The 24,083-nt window shown below is 37.7% G+C and carries 14 protein-coding genes; 2 read left to right on the top strand and 12 right to left on the bottom strand.

From position 1 onward, the window contains the following. Positions 1-171: 171 nt before the first annotated feature. From J4N25_RS13775 to J4N25_RS13755, 5 genes are all read right to left on the bottom strand, one after another. A complete protein-coding gene (locus J4N25_RS13775) occupies positions 172-678 on the bottom strand; it encodes a YcxB family protein (RefSeq protein WP_207420246.1) in 507 nt (168 codons plus the stop codon). Then, the gene (locus tag J4N25_RS13770) at positions 678-1,016 is read right to left on the bottom strand and encodes an SH3 domain-containing protein (RefSeq protein WP_207420245.1); all 339 of its coding nucleotides are present in this window, start codon (positions 1,014-1,016) and stop codon (positions 678-680) included. Before J4N25_RS13770 ends, J4N25_RS13775 begins: the two co-directional genes overlap by 1 nt. Before the next feature lie 523 nt (positions 1,017-1,539). Beyond that, the gene (locus J4N25_RS13765; RefSeq protein ID WP_207420244.1) at positions 1,540-2,154 is read right to left on the bottom strand and encodes a WG repeat-containing protein; all 615 of its coding nucleotides are present in this window, start codon (positions 2,152-2,154) and stop codon (positions 1,540-1,542) included. 62 nt (positions 2,155-2,216) lie between these two features. Continuing rightward, entirely contained in the window at positions 2,217-2,849 is a 633-nt protein-coding gene (locus J4N25_RS13760) for a hypothetical protein (RefSeq protein ID WP_207420243.1), read from the bottom strand. A 223-nt stretch (positions 2,850-3,072) separates the two neighbouring features. Continuing rightward, positions 3,073-4,533 (bottom strand): hypothetical protein, encoded by a 1,461-nt coding sequence (locus tag J4N25_RS13755; RefSeq protein WP_207420242.1) that lies wholly within the window; start codon positions 4,531-4,533, stop codon positions 3,073-3,075. Positions 4,534-5,345: 812 nt separating this feature from the next. Here J4N25_RS13755 and J4N25_RS13750 point away from each other — a divergent pair. Both J4N25_RS13750 and J4N25_RS13745 read left to right on the top strand, forming a co-directional pair. Further along, entirely contained in the window at positions 5,346-6,041 is a 696-nt protein-coding gene (locus J4N25_RS13750; protein WP_207420241.1) for a DUF4241 domain-containing protein, read from the top strand. A 208-nt stretch (positions 6,042-6,249) separates the two neighbouring features. Further along, complete coding sequence (locus tag J4N25_RS13745) at positions 6,250-8,448, top strand: LruC domain-containing protein (RefSeq protein WP_207420240.1); 2,199 nt, start codon at positions 6,250-6,252, stop codon at positions 8,446-8,448. A 324-nt stretch (positions 8,449-8,772) separates the two neighbouring features. Here J4N25_RS13745 and J4N25_RS13740 read toward each other — a convergent pair whose 3' ends face one another. Genes J4N25_RS13740 through J4N25_RS13710 form a run of 7 tightly spaced genes read right to left on the bottom strand, consistent with a single transcriptional unit; the run spans position 8,773 to position 24,076 of the window. Beyond that, positions 8,773-9,336, bottom strand: a complete 564-nt coding sequence (locus J4N25_RS13740) for a hypothetical protein (protein WP_207420239.1) — start codon at positions 9,334-9,336, stop codon at positions 8,773-8,775. Positions 9,337-9,388: 52 nt separating this feature from the next. Beyond that, positions 9,389-13,039, bottom strand: coding sequence for a PDDEXK-like endonuclease domain-containing protein (locus tag J4N25_RS13735; protein WP_207420238.1), 3,651 nt, complete (start codon positions 13,037-13,039; stop codon positions 9,389-9,391). A 29-nt stretch (positions 13,040-13,068) separates the two neighbouring features. Beyond that, positions 13,069-14,061, bottom strand: coding sequence for a hypothetical protein (locus J4N25_RS13730; RefSeq protein ID WP_207420237.1), 993 nt, complete (start codon positions 14,059-14,061; stop codon positions 13,069-13,071). Further along, positions 14,058-14,942, bottom strand: a complete 885-nt coding sequence (locus J4N25_RS13725) for a hypothetical protein (RefSeq protein WP_207420236.1) — start codon at positions 14,940-14,942, stop codon at positions 14,058-14,060. The genes J4N25_RS13730 and J4N25_RS13725 overlap by 4 nt, the downstream gene beginning before the upstream one ends. Continuing rightward, positions 14,939-16,810, bottom strand: coding sequence for a KAP family P-loop NTPase fold protein (locus tag J4N25_RS13720; RefSeq protein ID WP_207420235.1), 1,872 nt, complete (start codon positions 16,808-16,810; stop codon positions 14,939-14,941). The genes J4N25_RS13725 and J4N25_RS13720 overlap by 4 nt, the downstream gene beginning before the upstream one ends. 20 nt (positions 16,811-16,830) lie before the next feature. Then, on the bottom strand, positions 16,831-19,881 hold the full coding sequence (locus J4N25_RS13715; protein ID WP_207420234.1) for a type I restriction endonuclease subunit R: 3,051 nt from the start codon (positions 19,879-19,881) through the stop codon (positions 16,831-16,833). Next, positions 19,874-24,076, bottom strand: coding sequence for a sacsin N-terminal ATP-binding-like domain-containing protein (locus J4N25_RS13710; protein WP_207420233.1), 4,203 nt, complete (start codon positions 24,074-24,076; stop codon positions 19,874-19,876). The genes J4N25_RS13715 and J4N25_RS13710 overlap by 8 nt, the downstream gene beginning before the upstream one ends. Positions 24,077-24,083: the final 7 nt, after the last annotated feature.

Genomic DNA, 24,083 nt, shown 5'->3' with positions numbered 1-24,083 from the left:
AAAGTTTCGTACCGGGATACGTCACCTTGCTGTATTACATATCGGTTTTTCCGGTATTTTCTGTGCTTTAAAAAATGACTGAATTAACTCCCTTTCAGCAGAGTTCAAATCCAGGCCGTTTTTCTCGAAGTTATTAAATAAAAGTTCGTAAATTCCACATTAACGTTCTTATCACAGATTTGCCCTTTCCACATGCTCCTCAACGAGCTTTGAAAAACTTGCTAAATGCTCGTCGTTTTCAAAGTAGCGCTTTGGAATAATATAGGCAGCGATAGTATCAACGAAGATAAATAGAGAACGATCATTTTCATCAACAGACTTTACAGACTTCCATTTATGAAAAGAGGTTGAGTTTTCAGACTCCTCCGTTATTCCCTCGTCAGTAATGCGAAAGACTCTTTTACCAAGGATCGATCCATTCTTTGCCGGTGTATGGCCCATTAATTTCATTAGGGGAGGCAGAAATACTTGAAGCATCAGAAGTTGGAAAACAAAAGTTCCTATTGTAATAAGTATAAAGGCTTCAAGGTCGAATGTGTAATCAGCACGTACTAATAGAGCAAGGAGTACAGAAAATATCCCTGTTCTAATGTACCGCTGCTTGGACTTTTTCTTTTGAAAATAAAATTTATTGAAGTTTAGGTAGTCTTCTTTTGTTATCTCTACGGATATTTCCATTATTCTTTATTCTTTATTTTAATATAATCGCCCCATACCCATCCTATTGTCTTATTAAATTTCACTCTCACCCATTTGTTAGTTAAAACTGTATCAGTAGAAAGAATAGATACTCGGGCATCTGGAGGGATGGTTACAATATCTTTAGAACTGACATTGGGTTCCACTCTAAGCTTAACGCCTCTCTTTGCATTTATGGTAGCAGATAGAGAAGAAGATTCATCTGAAGAAGACTTTGATGATGGTGCAAGAAACAAAATAGCAACTAAAACAATGTTTAACAAAAGAAGGAAGTTGGCCCGCCTCTTTATCCTCCTTATATAATTCCAATCTTTCATTACATTTTGTACTTAATAACAAGAACCACAAGAATAATGGTAATAATAATTTGGATAGTGAGCTTTTGAAGCGCAGCTTTCCGATCAATATTATACGCACAGTTTTCGCAAAGACTCCGTACTCCATGGTAAGTTCTACTGCTGCTTCCCGAATATCTGGATCCCCAATAGTTAGTTTTCGAAAAGCCTGTTTTGACATATCTTCTAAAAGAAGATTTAGGCGCGCCACAGTTATAACAAGATGCCATTGTGATCTAGATTCTTACTACAAAAATTATGAATTAAAGTAAAGGGAAATCAATTAACTACAAAACGGTTTAGATTCCTTAGCCTCACATAAATGCAATATACAAATGGTTTCTATCCATCCAAAAGCTCCTTACAATTTTTTGAAAAAACAATAAGGACAGAGCTGATGGCTTCAAGTCAATACCCCTACCAGAACATCGCATTTTCCCCTTTCGACAAAATCAATCTAAACTCCTCGTAATGATTTCCGTTCCCTATGGACCGCCTATTCATCCTAACTTTTCCATTTGATTCTTTTCTTGATCTGTTCGTAGGTAAAGTTTCCAATTAACACCACTTTTCCTTCAGAATTTATATAACCCTGCTCCTGACACACTATGGAATAATGGTGAAAAGCACTGCTCTCATCCTCGTGTTTATCCCAGGGTACATTCTTACACTTTTGTCCAATCATGGCTTTACCCTTGTAAAAAGAGCTTGCAATTTCAAACTGAGGCTTAATCACAACTTTTCCGAGAGAGTTTGCAAAACCTATTTTTCCAGAAGCATCAACAATTCTGATTTTGCCTTCCCTTAACTCGTCAGGACTAAGTTCGCCGGAACTCGTATTATAAACTTTAAATAATATCTTTTCGTTAATATCTATCGCAGACCAACCCTTAACGCCTTTAATACTAAAAACAGCAAAATAGCCTGGCCGAAATCCACTTAAAAACATCTTAAATCTTGCGGTATCCAGTTTTCTGACCGTTTTTCCCTTATCATCCACCAGATAATACTGACGAGTCCATCCCTTTGCCGCTACAGATTTGACGGTAAATTTTCTTTGCCCCTGTACACATAAAGGAAATACTAGAAGAAGTAACCATACTATTCTACGAAACCTCATACCATTAATAGACTTTCTATTAGCCAATATCGGAAAAAGAAGGATTTCTTCCACGCTACAATTTATTGCACGGGCCTCCAAACAGATGCCTCCGGTTTTGCCCCTGTCATAAGTTCCATCATATAGAACAGAAACTCATTTTGTGTTTTACCACTATCTTCCACTAATTTCTTAAACGACATATTTGCCAAGGGAAACAAAGAAGTAAGGTTGAATCGCCATTTCGAATCTTCTTTGTAGAAGTGGATGAAAAAAGGAACTGCTTTACCTTTTGATACAAGTTGTCCTTTTGCAAAATCTCCAGCGATCGTGACGTTTCCTATAGAGTTGTCTGAAACCGACGACTTTCCTACCATTCCAGATTCAATAGCATATAGAAATAAATCGGTGCCCTGCATTCTAAGGATTTCTTCTTTCGAAAGTTTATGCCGGATAACCAACACTGTAAACTTGTCAACTACAGGAAGCTTGTTCACGCCAACACTGTCGAGCATTTTAGTCTTTACCAGTAGCTCCTGATAGTATTTTTTGGTCCTCGAATCTACCTCTGCTAAGGCAGCTTTTGCATTGTCGGTTAAAATAGCCTTCTTGTAATTATCAAAGCTAGCTTTAACCAGCTGCTGAGGAGTTTGAGCAAACAATTGGACTGTGATAAGGAATAAAAAGGTAACTATAATACTCTTAAAAACTTTCATTTTTTGTTTTGTGTAACGCACCGAATAAGCTCTTGTCATTCCATGGACGAATCGAAGGCTATGAAATTCAGCAGAATGGGTAAAGATACCAATATGCGGCTATTCTGAAGAAGGAGCCCGAAATTTCAGACTCGTTGATTAACGCCTCATCAAACGCAAACTACTTTATTGATAAGACCATTCAGCCGTTTATAGCAGGGGTCATTTTACATCTCACGTCCTATCAACGAAAACACTGAGACATTCCACAGATGATAAGGGCAACAATTGCCAATATCCGCCAAAGCTCACTGAAGTCTCCGCCATTGTTCAACTCCCATCCCTGGTAGGAATATTCACGTTGAGGAGCAGATAAAACAGAAACCATTTTGTTCTGCACTTCAGAATACTTCTCGTGCCGAACCAAACTGCCCACATCACTGTAACTTTTTATTTCAATCAATTTCCCATTACTATACCAGCATTCGCTATCCAATTTTCCAGTATGCATATACCGGCTAAAGCAATAGCCCTCCTGCCGTCCGTTTACATAAGTTCCCTTTGCCCTTACAGATCCGTCTTCCATATAAGAAATATAGGGACCAGAATACTGGCCGTCGATAAATGAAAACTCAGCTTCTATACGACCATTCTTAAACCATTCTCGCCATAAGCCCACACTCTGACCCATTTCATATAGTTTCTCGGCCTTCTTATTTCCGTTGTCATAATACTCCGTTACCTTCCCATGAGGTTCATCCAGGACGAAATTCCCTTTCGACTTTATCTTGCCATTTGCATAATGATCTATAAATTCACCGTGACGAATATGTTGAATCAAGGAATTCCCAGGCTTATCAAGGAAATGCTTTAACACAGTCGATTTGTTATCCATATTATCCAAAATATGCCTGAACTGCCACGGGTACAATCGATCGGCAAGAGCCGGAAGATCAAACTCAGCTTCTTCCATACTATGAAAGTTTCGCACAAGAACTGCGCGTGGAGGATCGATCTTCAGACGCTGGTAAGCTTCCAATTTATGATGGCCATCAAGGATAAAAGATTCGGTATGTTCATATTCCGGCAGATAACTTGCAGATAATGTAAGAATAAAAGGCCGTTCACCCGCACTTATACGTTCCTCAAAATAGTCTACCCTCTTAGGATCCAATTCTTTTTCCGGACGTGTTGCGATAAAGATTTCGTTAGTCCAGGTATCATACAACCAGCTGCTACTGAAACTAACCATATCTTCCCTGTAATCACCAAGCACATAGTTCTTCCGGTGTTCCAAATACCTTTCTTTCTCCCTTTCAACATTGGTCGGATTTGCAACATTAGGATACGCAATATACCAACCCTGCTCATAGTTTCCGTTCGAACTATGCACAACAGGCCTAGCTGTACCATCACTATACCCAAGATAGTATTCTCCATTTTCCAATAGTCTCAGCAAAGGCTGCAACACCTCGAATAACTCGGCTTCCTTATCGTTGAAATTTCCGTAGAGATCAAGTTGAAACTGGTCATAAATAAGTTTTCTCTCTTCCGGGGTAAGCGGCATCATGGCAAGATATTGCCCTACCGAACCTTGGCAGTCGCTCCAGGTCATTGATACAGGCTTGCTGATTTTCACATAAGTTCCAAGATCATTATATCCAATGGTAATCTTGTTGAGCCCGTTTTCAATCTTAAAATTCATCCTTTAATTATTTTGACAGTTCAAAGGTTAATACTCAGTATGCAGTCTTTTTGCGCAGTAAAAATATATTTCGCACCAATTCTACCAGCCTTACTATTTGCCTGTTTATTTTATATGTTAGGCAAAAGGAGGTTTCATTACACTTCTGAAAAAAATCTATATTTGGGATATGGAAACCTCATTAAAGCCCGCACATATCGGAAGAAAAATTAGTCGTATTCGTGAATTGAAAAATATGAAGCAAGATACCTTCCGTTTGAATTAGGGGTAAGCCAGCAGACTGTTTCCAGAATGGAAGCTAGTGTATTGGCCAATACCCTAATAACTAGATAATTTTACAAATTTCACTCTATGATTGAAAAACCTAATACCGAAACAACATCCTCCTTACGGCCCTATTACACCGCCATCTATTATGGCCTAGCAATTCCTTTTCTTTTCTATGTTGAATCAAGCGTCCACTTTAAATCTGGCCCTTGCACTCCAAATCTAGACATCATGCTTCCTTTCTTCCTATGGATAGCAACACTGATAATGTTCCTCCGGGGATTGTATAAGTTCTTTAATCGAACAGTTAATTGGTTATCCTTTTCATTACACTTTTTTGCACTTATTGGTCCGCCGGTTCTGGTGTTTTTAGACCTACTATAAATCTGTTTTGTATCTTTCCTAATTCTTTAATGAGTAACTTCCAATTTCCCATGTCTAAGTCCTTAATCCCATTCATCTTAGCTTTAGTATTTATAGCAATTATATTTATTATATACTACCGGGTTAAGGACAGTAAAAAGCCTGAGTTAACAAAGAGGGTAATGGTTGAAAAAAAGGCACCAGGAAGTGAATATCAGGAACATTTATCCATGGTCGACTACAACCTACTACTAAACCATGATTCTTACAACTCCACCCCTCTTGAAATATTAAATCTAGGCGAACTTACACTTCCTACGGGATTAATAGTAGCCGGAGATCCCCTCGTTATGTTATCACCAGAACCTTTTACAAAACCAGTTAATCCTGGTAAATATCCTGTTAATGTTGTCGTTGCAAAAACTGATTCAAGCGGAAACCGGTATGCTCTGGCGCAACTGAAATTCTCAGAAAAGAAAGCATTAAAATGGGTTCTTGCTCTGAAGATGAATGATAACATCTCCGACTTAGCAAAGGATGAGTATTTAGGCTTTCCCGTAGACGCTGGCTTGGCCTGTTTTGCAGATAAGTCAACAGTTATTGAGTACCAGGAATTCGAAAACAAATTCATGAAGGAGCATCCAGGCAATAATATCTACGATGATCTTTTAGCAACAGAATTTAAGAAGAACGCTGAGGTTAAAGATGATCCAAACGATGCTGGTGATTGGGTAAACTTTAAAATTCCTAATTCAGCAAATAACATCATTATGTTCCAATCTGGCTTCGGTGATGGAGTTTATCCTAGCTATTGGGGGATTACAGAAGAAGGAGAAGTGGCGTCCTTAATTATTGATTTTCTTGTGTTTACTAAATAGAAGGTTGTTAATCCTGTATTAAAAGAACACGCGAGGTTAAATATTAAAACTCTTTTTACAATAGGTAATTAAGTGAGACCTTTAAACTTACACCTTCGTTTTCCTCGGTCTAACACTACTAGCAAATAATCGACTATTATTATATATTTGCTTTGAGTTTAGAAATCCCCAAAAAAGGGAAAAATTATTTCATTAGCAACCTTTACTGATGCGCATCTCTTTTCTTTTCAGGTTAAGCATTGTTCTGCTTTCAATTTTTTTTAATTCCTGCAAAAAGGCCGAAGGCCCAAATTCAAAGTCCCAGAAACTCGCTGATGCTAAGCCTCCAGAAGGGTTTAATTGGGAGTCCACTTCACCAGTCAAATTAAATGTAAATATTGCCGATACTCGTTTTGGCGATGCAGCTTTTATCATTTCTGTGTATGATGGAAAAGGAAATCTATATGTGCAGGGAGCTGCAAGTAAATCATCTTCATTCGCTGCTAGTTTCAAGGTTTCTGGAAATATAGATCGTATTTATGTCATCAAGACAGCCCCCGATAATTCAAATGATTCACAAGCATTAGACTTGCCACGACCTGAAGCTGATCTAACATTTACAACACCTATTGCTAATCCAACTTCTTACTCTAAAAGTTCAAGCAAAACTTTGTTTTATCCGGAAATGGTGGACCCTTATGATATACTGATAAAGCAGTATAATCGATATCCACCTAATTGCAATTCTGAATGCTCAAAGCCCATTATCTTAACTTCTGACAATCAAGTGGTAACCGTCGAAGATGGTAAGTCGATTTGTATTAATAGCAGTGATAAAACGTTTGATATAGAATTTGGACCGGGTGGCGGAAAAGTTAATATCTGCGGTTCTGGTCTTGTGGTTAAATCCGTTAAATTTGATTCGGGAAGCTCTCCCTGCTCCATAATTCTAAGCACTGAAACAGGAATTCATTTTCAAGATCTGCGATTAACCCAACTCAACCACATGTTAATCAACATGGGCTACGTGACTGCCTCGAAGCTCTATATCAGTACTGATTTTGTAAACAGTGGATCATTAGCTGTTGATGGTCCTATTACAATTGAAGGAGGACGGACTCTTGTGAATGAAGGAACCTTGGTTTCGGGATCTTTAGAAGTTGTTAATGGAACATTTTTTAATAAGAGATCGGCTAACGTCGGTGAACTGACAGTACTAGAGCGTGGCATAATTTCGAATACCTGTAAGCTTACGGCTAACAATTTGAACGTAAAAAAACTTTTAAGCAGTAACGGAGGAAGTATTTTGGTAAAAGCAAATACTCGTATCTATCCTAGTTCAAAAGTTGAACTTACAAATTCAGTTTTTTCGACCGCTAATATTGTTGACTTCTCCGGCGAGGTTACCGGTACTTATTCTGTTGTCAAAGTGCCTGGATATATAAGTCAAGATGCATTTGATGCTGGAATAAAAAAGATCACTGGAAATATTCAATTATGTTATTCCAAGTTGATCCCTCCCTCCTTCTTTGGTACCGGGGCTAGGCAGGGGTGCAATCTATTTATCCAACCAAACATCTGTACGGAAGGAAATGGTGAAGGAGGATATGAAGATCCTGATCGTGATGGAATTTGGGGTTCTTTTGATCAGTTTCCTAACGATCCAGAAAGGGCCTTTTACAGCTACTACCCCTATAATATCGCGGAAAGTTCTGGACATTATAATTCGCTGCTATTTGAAGATATGTGGCCTCAGAAAGGTGATTTTGATATGAATGATCTTGTATTTAGATATCAATTAAGGGTAATAACCAATGCCCAAAATCGAGTAGTTGAAGTCAAAGGGAAATATGTTCTTGAAGCCCGCGGAGGTATATTTCCTAACGGGTTTGGTATTGAGTTTCCAGTATCTACCAACGGTGTGGAAAGCGTGCAGGGTGCTACCTTAGAAAAAGGGCAAACAAGGGCAACTCTCATCTTTTTCAAAAACTCCTTGGAGGAAATGAACGGGATGAATACCATTAAAGGTGAGGCATATATTGCACCTAAGACATACGAATTTATACTAAAGCTTAAAAATGGACCACGTTTTATAGATTTTGGATTTGGAGAGTATAATCCTTTTATTTTCCGGATTAACCAAGGTCAACGATATGAGATACATTTGCCTGGCAGAACAGCTACAGATCTTGTAACTAAATCCCTTTTTGGAACTTTCGATGATGCTGGTATTGATTCACGAATTAATAGGCCAAGTTATGTTACGAAAGATGGACTTCCTTATGCCATATGTACACCTGGAGGCATCCGGTACCCTAGAGAGGGATACGATATCGGTTTACTTTACAACAATATTAGTTTATATCCAGGCTTCACCGGCTGGTTTTGGCATCCATGGGGAAATATGAATTCAGAATATAGCTATTGACATAAACCAAACGCAATGTATAGTGCATATAACAAAATTTTTTGATAAAATAAATCGAGGAAAAAAGAATGGACAAGTTACTTTTCCCAAGCAGTTGGATATTTACAGAAAAATAAAAATGCAAGTTTTGCCGTTCGAAAAGAAGATGAGAGGTGGTACATAGTCGGATCACGAAAAAGCGAACCAATTGAACTTGGAGCTCATTTAAAAGATGAAGTTGTAGTGCGGGGTATGCGTTTAATTTCGAACGGTATATTAGATTTCTTTGAGAACCACAATAAGTTTATTGATAACCTACCTTTATTTATTATTAGAAAACAGCTTCTAGTCTTTTATTAACTCATACTCTTTAGCCGAAAGATATTCCGTAAAATCAAGTGAGCCAGCGATAGATTGGATTCTTGCCATGTATTCGGACTTTTTGATAAACCTCCATTCGATACAATTTGGACTGGTTTCCCTTACTACTTCTATAGCGTTATTGATTATATGATTTTCAATATAATTCCTCTTTTTATCCATATCATTATCTCCACTGAAGTTCTCATATAGATCGTACCCCTTAATTTTTCCAGCTCCCACAACTTTTGCAGAAAATCCAGATAAAAGGTTGCTAACGTTAAAATGATCCACAACCCCGTAGGTCTTGTCTTCAACTTTAATAATAGCAGCAGCTCTTGCCCTTAGATATGCAGTTCCTGTTCCCCTATTGTAATCAACAACTATTGAATCTAAAAAATGATAGGTTCCAACTATCATTGCTCCAGGAGATAGAACTTTCCTAACTTCGGCAACTTTAAAAACTATCGGATCTACAATAATTTTATAGCCTAACCGGCGCATCCGGTCGGTACTTTCATCTTCCTTTTCCACTATCAAATTCATCATATATTTTGTAATTTAAGTTTAATTTGATTTTAAACCTGGAATATAAGCACTACTATTTGTAGACAATAGAACTTAGTTCAACTTTTAAATTCCCCTCAATAAACTTAACCAGCTTATTCGTCTCCGCAAGTGGATCTATCCACCAGTTCGTGGACCATATCCGGTATACTTTTATTCCTAGATCTTCAATAATTTTTTGCCGGTGCAAGTCATAACGGTACGCTTCAGCAGAACTGTGGTAGCTTTTACCATCGCATTCAATTGCTATAATTGGTTGATTTAAATTATCCAGCACCATCATATCGATCCTGAATCCCCCTAGCTTGTACTGTAGCTGTACATCGAGATCCGGCAAATATTGGTTCAGATAATTTAAAACCTCTTCTTCAAAAACTGATTCCGTATTTCCTAAAGATTCAGATTTGCTAGCTATTGCCCCACCATTGCTTTCACTATTCTGTTCAAGCAAACCAAGTATATTTTGCCTCACCTGTTCATTCTTCAGGCTACAAGCTTCAGCGTAAGCCAGATAAGCATAAAATACGCCTTTACCCTTATTTCCTGAAGTAACCAGTTCCTGCTGATATTTGGAATAGTATTTATTAGGAATAGAGGTCAGGACGTACAATTTAGATTTTGCACGAGTTACAATAACATTAAGAAGCTTATATCCTTTTTCCTGATTAATCGGACCGAAGCGCTGAGCAAAGTTGCCGGTAACGTCGTAACCGAAAGTTGTTGACATGATAATGATATCCCGCTCGTCTCCTTGAATATTCTCTAAATTTTTTACAAAAAGTCCAGACCTATTCAGCGCTGAAATCTTTTCGTAGGCTTCTTCAGACTGCTCAGCAGCCTGGAAAATAAGCTCATAAATAAGATTTCTCTGCATGATATTAAAGGTGGCAACACCCACAGAAGGCAATTCTCCTGTTTCGTCAGGCACAATCTCGTCTAGTAGTATCTCAACGACTTTTTTAGCCTCAGTTGGATTAGTATTATTTTCATAAACACCGTTAACGGAAATAAAAGAAATCGGACTATAGTTTTTACCTGCCGGCATAGGCACTAATCGGGAATCATAGAATGCAGCATTGGAAAAGTCGATCAAATAAGGATGCCTTGATCGATAGTGAAAATTAAGGTAACTAAACTTGTAGCCCTTATCATCAGCGAACTTTAATAAAGATTCTTTATCTGCTGCGTCAATATCATTTTCTATTTCTTCATCTTCAACGGAATCCACTGAATCTAACACACCTTTAGTGGCAAATGAATCCGAAGGCGGCATTTGGTGCATATCTCCGGAAACTATACGGTATTTCCCTCTTACAAGAGCAGCGAAGGTATCTTCAATTTTTAGCTGACTAGCTTCATCAAATATTATATAGTCGAAGAGGTTTTCTTTAAGCGGCAAAATAGAAGAAGCGGTTGACGGATTTACGAAAACAACAGGAAAAATATTCGTAAAGAAATTAAAGTTATGCTCAATCAACCGTCTTAAAGAATTCCTAACGTTGTACTTTTTATTCTTTGCCAGATTATACAGCTGCTTAATATCGTTTCTCGGCTGTTTATTGATACTACTAATTATAATCTCTCTCCATTTATGACAGATCGCTCCAATCTGGCTTTTACGCAATTCGCTATCCGCATCCCTCAACTGAATAATTTCCTGATCGTCCTTTATTACCTGCCCTACCGTCTGCTCGTTCATTAATAGCAAGCAATGGAAATACCAGCCTTTGAAAACTTGAAGCCAGTCCTGATCTTTAGCATTGGTAAGATCTTTTAGTAACTTATAATAACACTGTTTCTTAACCGACTGGGCATGATTCCTCCAGCTATAAAACTGCGTAAACGTTCCGAAATCTTTTAGAATATCGGAAAACAAACTACTAATAGAATCTAGATTTTCATTAAGTGTACTGTGAAAGCTATTTTTATCCGGAATGCTTAAATCCGCATCAAGGACCATCGAAATATCAATTGATAATTTCTTGTACAAAAGGTCAATTTCCTCTGTTTCCTTTATTGCCCCGGCTAGCTTCTTATTAAAAAGTGCTAATAACTTATTAAATATTCCAGGTTGAACGCTTTTCGCTATCGTGCTTGCTTCATATTTCCTTTTAGCAGCAAGTACTCTTTCAGTAAGCTCGTTGACCTGAAGCTGCTTACTAGTGATGAGTTCCCGTAATTCAAGCAATCTTTTTTGAGACACATTCTCCTGAAATAATTTTTGATTTAAAAAATCGTACTCAGGATTTATCGTCGCTATCTGACCATATAAACTTTGGGAATCCGAGATCAAACTGCATAAATATTCGAATTCATCGAAGCTTAATTCCAGCTCAAATTCACTAATGCCTGTAATTAACTCCTTCCCTTCAAACCCTTTATGATATAAGTACTCAGAAACTACTTCCTTCCAGGTATAGTCTGAGAAGAACTTTGTTCTGGTGTTGTTTAATTTGCTAACCACTCTGCTTCTAACCTCTACAAACCGGTTATGTAACAATTGGTGTTTGCTTATATTAATTGCACCAGGAACAGATTGTGGATCATCAATGAGCGATCTAACGTAAGTAACAAGTTTTTTCCTATCCTTATTTATATCGTCTACCGTTGCACTCAAATGGCCCAAGCCAAGCTTGCTTAAATTATTGTACAATACTTCTATTGCTGTCTTTTTCTCACACACCACAAGCACTTTTCTTCCGTGAGCAAGAGCATGAGTAATCAAAGCTGTCAGGGACTGGCTTTTACCGGTGCCCGGGGGACCTTGAATGATGATCTTTTGGTTGGTATTTAAATTATTAAGCAATTCTTCCTGACTTGGATCTACAGCATTGGCGCTTGTAATAAAACTATCTTTGAAGGCATTCTCAGGCGGCTCCAATGTGTATTTATCGTACCCTGAAATCAACTCTTCAATATCTTTTATAATTGATTCCTTTTGTGATCGAAATAAACCAAATACCCCGCTCCACTTAATCCAGGCAGTATTTCCTGTTCTTTTAACAAGTGTCGTCTTATCCTCGCATGCCGACACTTCCTCCAGTTGCTCAACTTCAGGGCTCTTCAGCTCCCGTAATGTCTGATTGATGACCTTCAGTAGTTCATCTTCTTGTAAAATGCCATCTTCCAAAAGCTCATCCGGAACTCCACTTACTTCAAGCTTCTCATCCGACTTTAAAAAGGCCTTAAGTTGGGGATTGAAAAAAATATCATCCTCTTCCGACCTGCTTATGGTATATAAGTTATTATTTCGTGGATCCATCTTTAGATCCAACCTCCAGATGATCAAAGGCGCAATAATCACCTTCTTCTGATCGTCTGTTGCGCGTTTGACTAAAAGAGGGTATCCGCATGCAAATGTCTTTACCCCGTGCTCCAACTCATCACTTATATTCTCGAGGTAAATATTTTCAAGTTTCTTGAAAACAGAATCAATGTAAACGAGTGTTTCCTGTTTAGCCTTGCTCAAATTAACATCCTTCGCACTTATCTTATGTGTAAAGCATTTCTTGTTCAAAAGTTCTGATAGAAACAGAGACGGTTGATCAACCTGCAAATACTTCAACAATGAAATGTCTAATCTCTTGTTGCTTTTGCCCGGAACAGCATTGAGATGAATAGATCTAATATTACCTACCTTAAGCTTTTGCTCTAAAAATTCTAAAAACTTCTTACTCGGTTTCAACTGTTTTTAATCTAAGGGTTATAAAAGCGTTATCCCTCCTGCAGGTCTTGTTCTAAAAAGTACGGAATATGTTTTTCCTGACAGTATTTTTGAACTTGCTCATCAGTCTTCAAGTAAGAATCGCAGAATTCGTCTAATTCCTTCTCAACTGCCTTATGATACTTTTCCTCCGCTACCAACACTGTTTCCGTGTGTTCAATAAACCTTTCAAAGTCCTTATTAATCTTGCAAAGCTTATCTATCGTTTTGAAATCCAAATCTCGGTACTGTGCTGGGAATAAAGTTTTAGTTTTGAATGGATTAGCGTCCAACTGTATAACACCTATACCGAAAGATTGGTTAAGTCGTTCTATCTCTTCATTTAAACCACTGCTAAATTCAAACGCTACTAAATACCCATAATTCGCCCAACTTGAGTTAGATACAGCCTGAAAATATGCCTTCTTAAGCTCAGCGTCAGTATTAATTTCCTTCTTAAGCTCATAAGAACTGAGTTTAAAACTATCTACTCGGTTGACAGATTTCAAGAAATTCCTACTTGCATTGGACTGCAAATTCAGAAATTTGATTCCAATCATATCCGGATGCGTCCAGATTTGATTACTGTCTTTGTTGTAAGTAGATTGTTCATGAAATATAGTTTTCGAATATATACCGGCATTTTTCAGATAGCTACTTAAAAGCAAATGCAAATCCCGCTCGTCGTATGTTTCGGTTTTTATTGGCTTCTGGTCCGATGAAGATTGGGATACTGTAGAGCCACTTAATACTTCTATCGATATATTCGACTCGTTTTTGGTAAGATAATAAGAATAGGTCCCACCTTCTTGACCTATTCGTTTTACCCTAGTATCACCAGCACGAACAAAGTCACCAAGGATAGCTGAAATTGTATTCCCAGGTGTTTTATTAGTTTTAAAGTCGTAATAGTTGTTCTCTACTACGTGTTTATAAACTGTTGAGTAGTTAGTAATTCCACCTATGTCTTCTAAACTTTTAAGTACTGCTTCTTTTAATGTCATTGTCTATTCGGCTTTAATTCCTGAATTAGATGCTTATGTAAATTAACTTGAATATCTATTCTATCATACAGCACAACTTCTCGGGTCAAAAATGCTTTTATAAAATCTACAATATCTGAAATCAATTTGTAACTGTCTGCTTGAGAGCTTTCTTTAAATTTCTGCATTTCCAGGAATGCAATAAAGTCTTTCGCAGAACCAAAAATTTGAGTATAAAATGGTTCAGGTACAATCTCTCTACCCTCACTCCACTCCCTCGATCCTCCGTACCACTTAAAGCGAATAAAACAGGATAAATAGGACATCAAAAATTCTCTGCTCAGATCTAAGTGACTTTTAAATTGCTTAGTTGCTTCAGAACTAAGAATGATTCTTGAGTCTTCTTTTAGAATATCAATCACACAGTTATATAACAATTGTGTTGCATCCACTGCATCTTTTGGGTTCTTTTCCAGGTTGCTTCGTAATAAATAGATATTAAAATTGGCTAGATAATCTTTATCGGGCCAACTCTTAATTATCTCGAAATCATCCTCCCTTTGATATATTATTGTTGCAATTAACCGCTTGACCATTTGCGACAGCCCTACATATGGAAAGATAGCGATCTCTCGCAAGATCTCAAAAGCCTCCATACTATTAGAAAGAAACCTGTACCTTTCAAGATTCTTTAATATCTTCCTTAAAAGCAAATTAGAGCCAGCTTCTCTAAAAAAGCTATTCTCTATAAAGCAAGTAATTATCGTAAGGTAATTTGCGAATTCTTCCTTATTGTTGATAACATATTCAAACTCCAGCTTTTGCAACAATTTATCTCCTTTGCCGCTATCTAAAATTCGACTCACCTCCTTTTGAATATTAAAATGCCGTTGCGACTTCATGGGTTAACGGAGATTAAAGATTGCACGAAGTTTGTACTAATCTCGTTATCTGTTACTACAAGCGTAAAATAGCTTTCATAATAATCTCGGTAATAAATACTAAACTCATTATTCTTCTCACTAGGAAGTGGTTCTGAGATTAAAGATTCTAGTAACGACATTATTACCGGTTGCCTAGTGGCGTCCGATTCTAATAGTTTAACCTTTTCATTAATCTCATAATATTCCCTTAAATCAAAAGGACTTTTATTATAGGCCGTTGAGTAGAACGTTAGACCGATCAAGCCGGTTCCATTAATGTTTTCATCCACCAGGAAGTTTCTACCAGTAGCGATCAAATTATAAATTTTGGGTGAAACAAACTTTAACAGTTCTACTATAAAAATATCAGGTAAATATAGTGCTTCAAACAAGACACTGTATTTGGTAATAAACGAGTTACAGAATCGGTTGATATCCCGCATATTGAAGAATATTTTTCCTAGGTGCTTGTAAACACCGTACTTAATAGTGCCAGAGTGCGTGGAATGTCCGAAAACTAAATTACTCAACTGCAATAATGCTTCGTCATAATAGATTTTCTGTGTTTGATTAAAATTAAATGCTAATCTATTTTCCAACTCTTTTATCAAAAGTGATGGCATGATTGTCTCCCTAATTCTTGGTAGCTCTACCTCTAATTGAATTATTTTTTCTAAATAACGATCACTGTGTGGTATCTTGAGTTCCGCCAAAGCTTCCTCTATATAAGATCGGTCATATGCTACAATAAATATCATATTGGGAAAGCTGGCAGAACTTCTTATTAACCTAAGAATATCAAATATCTCCTCTTTATTAAGCCTATCAATGTCATCAATAAATACATAGACTGGCTTATGAATTTTCTTTATCAGGGAAGTTATTTCTGCAAATCTTTCTTGTAAAACCTTTTCTTTGAAGAAAGAACCAAAAGGTTTTAAGGGATTTTTGTCAGAGTCAATTTTTGAAAGGCTTTCTCCGTATTTAATGAATATGTTTGAAGTCGAAATGTAACCGGACAGCGTTTTATCAAGGGTATTAAAAAAATCTTGTATTAAATTGTTGTTATTATTAGAAATCCATGGATTGAACTCAACCTTAACAGATTTAGAATCGAGGTACTCATACAATATCTTCAAAATTGAGCTTTTTCCAAAACCCCATTTGCCGTTAATTCCAATTACAAAGCTGTGATTATTGGCTGTTCTTAATTCATTTATTTTGTCCCCAATTTTTTTTACAAATTGTTTTCGTTCTAACAAGTCATCTGAAATATATTTGATTGGTTGATCTGTATTAACAAAAGAAGGCTGGTTTTTAAGGGGCTTAAGATTTATAGAGGCTTTTAGGTATTTAAAAAAAGCTATAAAGATAAATATGAAAATGGGGTCAAGAATGACTGGAAAACCCTCTAAATATTTGTGAGAAAAAATGGGAATAAAGTAGTATTTCTTGATAATTAATCTTTCAAACCAATAAAGTATACTTATCCAAAACAATAGAGATATAAAAAGGGAGGACGCCAAGTATTTTTGTGAAGAGAACTTTTTGTCTAATAACTTAAAACAAATAATTAAAACACTTATGTACCCTAATCCAACCCATGTTCCCATAGGCTCATCTGGAATCCACCCAAAAAGAGGATTGACGAAGAACTCTTCAAATATTTTTATGAAAGGCGTGTTTAACCAAGTTAATAATACTATTAATAAGAAAGAATAGGCAAATACATTTGGATTATAAGCGTGATAGTTCTCAACCAAATTTTTATTAACTACAAATGCTTTGTAAGATGCAAAGCGTATAATATTGCTTCTATTAATTTTGTTCTTAAGCTTAGTGCTCATTTACTTATGTTATAATTTTCCTACAAACTCAACATCCTCCTAATCGTATCCTGCATCGCCAACTTAAATCCTTCATCCTGCGAATACAATTTGTACAATTCCAGCTCACTTTTCCTCTGCTTATTAATCGCCTCATTAATCATCCGCATCAAAGCAAGTTCTCTGTTCTGAGTATCTGGGTTATTCACAAACTGAGATTGAAAATTCGGATTCTCCTGAACATGACGGGCAATGCTTACGAACTTCACTCGCTGCTCTTCAGGTGTTGCATCCCAGCCCTGGAACCATTTTTCGTTAAAGCTGCGTATGATTAAGTCAAGCGGATCTTTTTCTTCATCATCTCCCCCATGTGCACCTCTTGGGTTAGAATTCTGAGGGTTTAATTCAGACTCCGAATCGTCCAGCCCGATAGAATGAGAGAGCTTTGTGCGCTCCAGGCCGTAAGTAGAAAGATCTACAGAGTTGAGCAGTTCATCTAAAGCTTCAGCTTCTCTATCTCGCACAACTAATTTTGGAATCAGGAACTTAAGGAACCAGAACAACTTTTCCCAGCGGACAATTTCATATTGAATGATGCATGCCACTTGTCCATAGATTTTTACAAACTGTTTAGCTTTAATCTTAAAGTCAGCTTTCTCATCATCCGTTAATTCCAGTTCAGAATTGAAGCGGGCAGCAGCGGTATCAATGATAGGGCTTAGCTGCTGTGCATCTACATTATTAAAGTACTTTGTGACGAAATCCTCCACTTCCTTCCATTCATACACTCCTACCTGATCAAGCAAGTCCTTAAGCTCATGAAGTACGTTCACATCAGTAGCAGCACTGAGCGTAGTAGAAGTATAAAAAGGGTCGAAAGAAGCTTTAATTTCATCTACTGAGTTGAAGAAATCGAGAATAAAGAGGTCTTCTGTCTTTTTCCCCAATGAATTTGCCGAGCGGTTTAATCTGGAAAGCGCCTGTACAGCCAAAACGCTCTGCAGCTTCTTATCTATGTACATGGCGGTGAGCTTAGGCTGATCAAAGCCAGTAAGAAATTTATTGGCAACAACAAGCAAGCGGTATTCATCCGTGTCGAACTTTTCCTTAATGTCTTTCCCGGAAAAGCCGTTGATGGAATCTTCAGTATGTTCAATTCCCTTCACTATCTTCTTTCCGGAAAAGGCAATCATCGCTTTAAAAGGCGAACCTTTTTTAGTAAGTAATTCCCGTATGGCAAAGAAATAATGGATAGCAGATTCGATACTTTGTGTTACCACCATCCCCTTAGCTTTTCCCTTTAGCTTCTTGGTATTGACCACCTTGTTAATAAAATGATCAAGCATTATTTCAGCTTTAGTTCCGATTGTTTCAGGATGTTGTTCTACGAAAGCCCGTAGCTTCTTCTGCGCTTTGCTGGTCTCGAACTCCGGATTGTCCTCTACCGACTTCTCTATTTCGTAATAGCTTTTGTATGTGGTGTAGTTTGACAGGACATCTAAAATAAAACCCTCTCCAATTGCCTGCTTCATGGAGTATAAATGAAAAGGCTTGAAGGTCCCGTCTTCCTGTTTTACGCCGAACTTCTCAAGAGTGGTAGCTTTTGGAGTGGCTGTAAAAGCAAAGTAAGATGCATTCCCACGCATTTTACGGGTACGCATGATTTCCAAAATCTTATCCTGAACGTCAAGCTCCTCTTCATCCTCATCCGATACATTATTTCCCATAGCCTGGTTCATTTTATCATGAGCAGAACCGCTTTGAGAACTATGGGCTTCATCAATGATCACAGCAAAACGCTTATCACTTAAATCTGCAATGCCGTCTACAATAAAAGGAAATTTCTGGATGGTGGTGATAATGATCTTCTTGCCACTCTCAAGATTTGATCTTAACTCCTGAGCGCTGAATGCCGGAGCAATGATCTTTTTCACTTCCACAAAGTCCGTAATTGTTTCCCGCAACTGCTTATCCAGAATACGGCGATCAGTCACTACAATTACTGAATCAAACAAGGGAGTACCGGCACCTTTGCTTCCCGGAACATCTGGTGCAGCGGGATAGGTTTCAATCAACTGATAAGAGGTCCAGGTAATGGAATTTGATTTTCCTGAACCTGCAGAATGCTGAATCAGGTAAGTTTGCCCTACCCCTTTTGTGGCAGCATCTGATAAAAGCTTACGCACCACATCCAACTGGTGGTAGCGGGGAAATAATAGAGTTCGCTTTGATAAGGGATCCGTAGCCTTTCCTTCCAGCGTTACAAAATGCTGAATGATATTGCATAGGCTTTGACGGGTCAGTACCTCTTCCCATAAATAAGCGGTTTTATGACCAAATGGATTGGGTGGATTACCTGCTCCGTGGTTATGACCTTTGTTGAACGGCAAAAAGAAAGTATCCTTTCCGTTCAACTTGGTCGTCATATAGATTTCATCCGTATCAACGGCAAAGTGAACCAGGCAACGGGCGAATTGAAGTAAAGGTTGCGAAGGGTCCCGGTCATACTTATATTGCTTAATAGCGTTTACTCTGGCTGTTTGTCCCGTCCAGGCATTTTTCAATTCTATCGTCGCTAGCGGCAAGCCGTTTACAAATACCACCATATCAATTTCTTCCAAAGGCTTCGCTATGGAATATCGAATCTGGCGTGTAACACTAAACTCGTTCGACTCGAAATTATCTTTTACAGCCTGACTACTCGAAGCAAGAGGCGCCGGGTACATCAAGGTAAATGAGGCATCGTCTACATCCAGTCCTTTTCGCAGAACATGTAATACACCATGCTTTTTAATCATACGGTCGAGCCGCTGAATAATTCGCAATTGCCATTGCGGCTGCCCCTTTAACTTCTCCAGCTCTATGTTTTGAGTAGTTTCGAGAAAATGCCAGAAACGCTTTTCATCAATCGCATACTCTTTGTTAAAATCCTGAGCATTCCCAATCCAATACCCATTTCCGGAACGGTACTGTTCACTGGCTTCTGCAAAGGCATTGTTGATGCCAAAAGATTTTAACTCTTCAAGGCTGGTGCCCGTAAGCTTTTTCTCTATAGCTGATTCTAGGGCTTGTTCGTTAGTAAGGCTAGTCATTAGCTTGACGATTAAATTCGAATTTGAAGTTTCTTGGCTTCATCCTGTAATTCGAACCGTTGATAGACGTTATTTTATCTTCCAGAAGCTTTATTGGGTTTCCCATAAAAATTATCTCCTGCGGAGTTACGCGAACTATTTCATAGTTCTCTTCACTAATTGCTTCATTTACCTCCGCTATTGAAATGTAGAAACTATCATTATTCGAGCTATTGGTTGATTTCACCTCAACCATAGTCGGCTTTCCATTCTTGTAAACGATTAAATCAAAATAGGAGAATTTGTGGTGTAAAGCGATGTAGCAAAAGCTTATTAATGCCTTAATTAAAGCTTCATCTTCTGTTATGGCCAATAGGCATGCATCTCTGAAAACAGCATGCGAATCGTTCCCTAACTTTTGTTCAATGACATCGTACATTTCATTTATTGCTTTTGTACGGTCGACTGAAGATAGCGTTAAAAAGTTTTGTATGTAGTATCCCAAAACTTGCTCTTCGCCTTTTGCTCCAGTCTGTTCTAAAAACTCACCATTTTTTACACTTGCTTCATTATCCTGAAATATAAGTTTTTTACTGTTTATAGCTAAAGTGGATGATCTCGCAACCCCTATAGCAGTAAATAAACTGGTCTTAGCCGAACTCAATGAGGGTAATTTCGCGAAAATCTGATCTATAGTCCGATCCAAACTCAACTTCTTTTTTGACTGGTTACAGTTCGCGAATTCTTGTTGCTTAGGGTCAAATTGAAATTGTTCACGTAGTACCTGTTCTATTTCATCTAGTCTCTCCTCTTGACCTATGGTTTTAGATAACTGTTCCAATTCAGTCATGTATAAATCAGCACCCCCGTCATCTAAAGCTTTAAGAAATTCCAGCATAAGAGATATCCGGCTATCATTCATTTCATAATCTATGCGCAGATCAAGATCATCAAACAAGCCGTTGTATTTAGATTTTAATGCGCTTAACCGGGTTTCCAGTTCATATAGTTTGCCAGAGTTAAATATTTCAAGTATAATTTCACTCTTGTGAGACCGGCTATACTCCAGGCAATGTGGCTTTAATCTTGATAGATCGTCAATTAAGCCGTCGAACAGCTCAACCTGAAAATTTTGCAAATGTGTATCATAGTCTGTGATCCAGAACCTTTTTATTAGTTTCACATCCTCTTTAGGCAAATCAGATTCTAAATTTTCGACGCTCTTAAAAAAGACTATGAGTTCAAATTCACTTACGATACTTATGTTATTGAAAAGATATCTGGAAAACAGCTCGGCCTTTGTCTTAGTACCAGATCCCTTCTTTATGTAAACAATTCTCAAATCCTTGTCTACCAGCGCATCGGCACTGTTATTAAACTCAAGATTTGCTTCTTTGCATTTTATATTTTGCGACAACTCTTCGCATTCAAAAACTTGTGTTTTGGAAAGAAGTGACTGAATGTCTTTTACTCGGCTCGAATCGCTCTTCAAGTTTAATTCTGAAAGGCTGCTATTGCTGATAGAAGCCATTAAATACGGCATTCTCGAGTTTAGCAGCTTGGAGTATTCTTCAGTTACTTCCAGTAGCCCGGCTTTGCTTATTTGTCCCTCCTGGAGTGTTACTTGTTTAGCAACTAATTCACCAGGCAGCTCAGAGGCAAAATAACATAAAAGAGGAATAGCCTGTGCCTTTAACAAATTATACTCATGTCTATTCTTTGCAACATAAAAGTGTGTATCGCTTTTAACCCATTCATTAACACCTTTATTTGAAATGAGAACGAGCTTAAGTTCTTCAAAAAACCGATGAAATAGATTAGGATAAAGTCGTTCTACTCCAGCAGTTGGTCTGTTTAAATGCTGGTATAGGATCTCAAGATATTCCTTCGGAAATTTTTCATAGTCTGTTTTAAGAACTGCTAACTCATCCTTAATACTTTTACCACTTATACCCTGCAAAAATGAATAGTTGTTATTTATCAAGGCAGGGTGAGTTTGTTCTCCTTCTTCAGAAATCACCCTGATGTTATTTAACAATGCTTCTCCAAATAATTTGTCATCCGATTCGTGTCGGTTGATTAGTCTTGGAATATAGTCAAGGCCGTCATTCAGCTTATCAAAAATTCGCTTATCAGCGAAGATATAGTTGTCATCTAACGATACTCCGATGAAGCGCAGAAATTCGTTCAACTGATCTCCCAACTCTAACCGGCCCAAAAAAACATCATCCACATCGGACCTGCGGCATAGCTGAGAGGGCTTATAATTACCATCAACTGTCTTAAGAAAAACAGTCGATATACTGAAATACGCCTGGTTTATCGCCGAATTATTTCTTCTGGATTCTGAAGTAAATACTCTTGCGTAGCGATGGGTACTGGAATATATCGATTCGTTTTTGTTACTCATCATCTTAGCGATGCTTTTCAACATTTCGATTTGCTGTTCTTCTGATAAGGAATCGCTGCTGTATTCTCCAGTAAAGCTTACTTGTTTAAAATACTTTAATATTTCATTATAGTCGTTAAAGTCTTTAATCCGTAAACTCTTGCGTAAACTTTCGTCTTTTACCTCAAAATTCGTGACGCTTACATTGACGAAATCAGGTAAGTGTAATACCTTATCCGAAGCTTTACGAAAAAACACTTCATTATCATCAGAAAGCACAACTCCAGGAATAACGGCAACATTTCCTGCTATCAATGCAGATCCTAGGTCTTTCTTAAAATAATCCAGCCATTTATAATCCTGATTATGTTCTCTACCAAAATGATTTACAAATTCTGATGCTATTTCAAAGAATGCAGAGTGCTCATTTATCGCCCGATTTACTGAAAAATAAGGCTTTGCAAGCTGAACTAAAAACTCACTAGCGGGCTTATATGAAAAATTCCAGATTGACAATATATCTCGCACATGATGAAAAGCAAGTGAGCTATCTCCCAGCTTCAGGAGGCTCCAATCAAACTTCTCAAAGGATCCCTTCAGGCTTGACTCATCAATATATTTAAATTTCAGGCACATCTTATCACCCTCATCGTAAGATGACTTGAGACTATAAAAAAACAACTCAATACAAGCTTTGAGTAATGCGTTATTGTATGCGCCAACGTCGCTATTAAGATTGAAGTTTATAGAGGTCCTGTCTACCTTTGTCTGAAAATCGGCATGAAAATCAACATATTTAAAAGGCGACGTAACTCTTGTAGGTAAATAGTTAAATAAGCTACCCCGATTATTCTCATCTATAAAAAAAGCTACCCGCGGTGTATCTATTTTAACACCGGCTTTTTCTGCAAGCCGTTGGATTTCCTCTTTCCTCAACTCTCCCGAAATCAGCCCCTTTACATTCCGTTCTACTCTTTTTCTGACAATTTGTCCCTCCCAGTCAAAAGTAATTTCGAAATCTGTATCATACTTTAACCGAACAAACTGGAAATGAATTTTCTCAATTTCCTTAAAAAGCAGTTTTATGCTCTCTTCTCTATCTCTGGAAAATGGTATTTGAACTACAGTGACAAATCCTGCTGCAAAAAGCTCATCAATTACCTGTGCATTTACGGGAATTTGTATAGGAAAGTAATAACCCGGTACTCCACGGTCTTTTCGCTCTACCTGAACCTGCTCAATCTTTTGTTTCAGGTTCAGTTTCAGCTCTGTTTCAAAAAGAACATCAATGGAATTCGGATCTTTAAATGAGTCGTACACTCGAAAAGCTATGAGTCCCGGAAGGCCGCTACCGTCTTCATTGATAATATCGGCCTGGGTGAATATATTAACATAATTCTCAGCAGCAATGGAGAATGCGGATTTAAAACCGACTCCCTTATTCCCGATACTGCTAGCTATTTGTTTCGTTGAGGTAGATATTGAACAAAGCGATTGAAAATCGCCTCTTGGCGATGTTCCGTTCTTATAATCAAAATCGGTAACATAGGTAAAACTGCTGCCGTCATTAGCTACGTATAAAGAATTATCAGCTACCTTTACCAGAATATTCTTTTCGGCTTTATCAAAGGCGTTTTGTAATAATTCGAAAATAACCCGTCCCTGATAATCTGCACTCACTTGTTCAACCTGGCCCGACTGCTGCTTTATGGTTTCAATTCCTATATTCTTATAATACTCATAATGTTTGTTGAATATTGAGGCGGCGGCGGTTCCCTGAACCGTATCATATGATTTTTCTATATCTGATAGAACTTTATTGGTCATATAGTGA

The organism is Desertivirga brevis (assembly GCF_017355835.1).
This window is presented reverse-complemented; position numbering and strand designations above follow the sequence as displayed.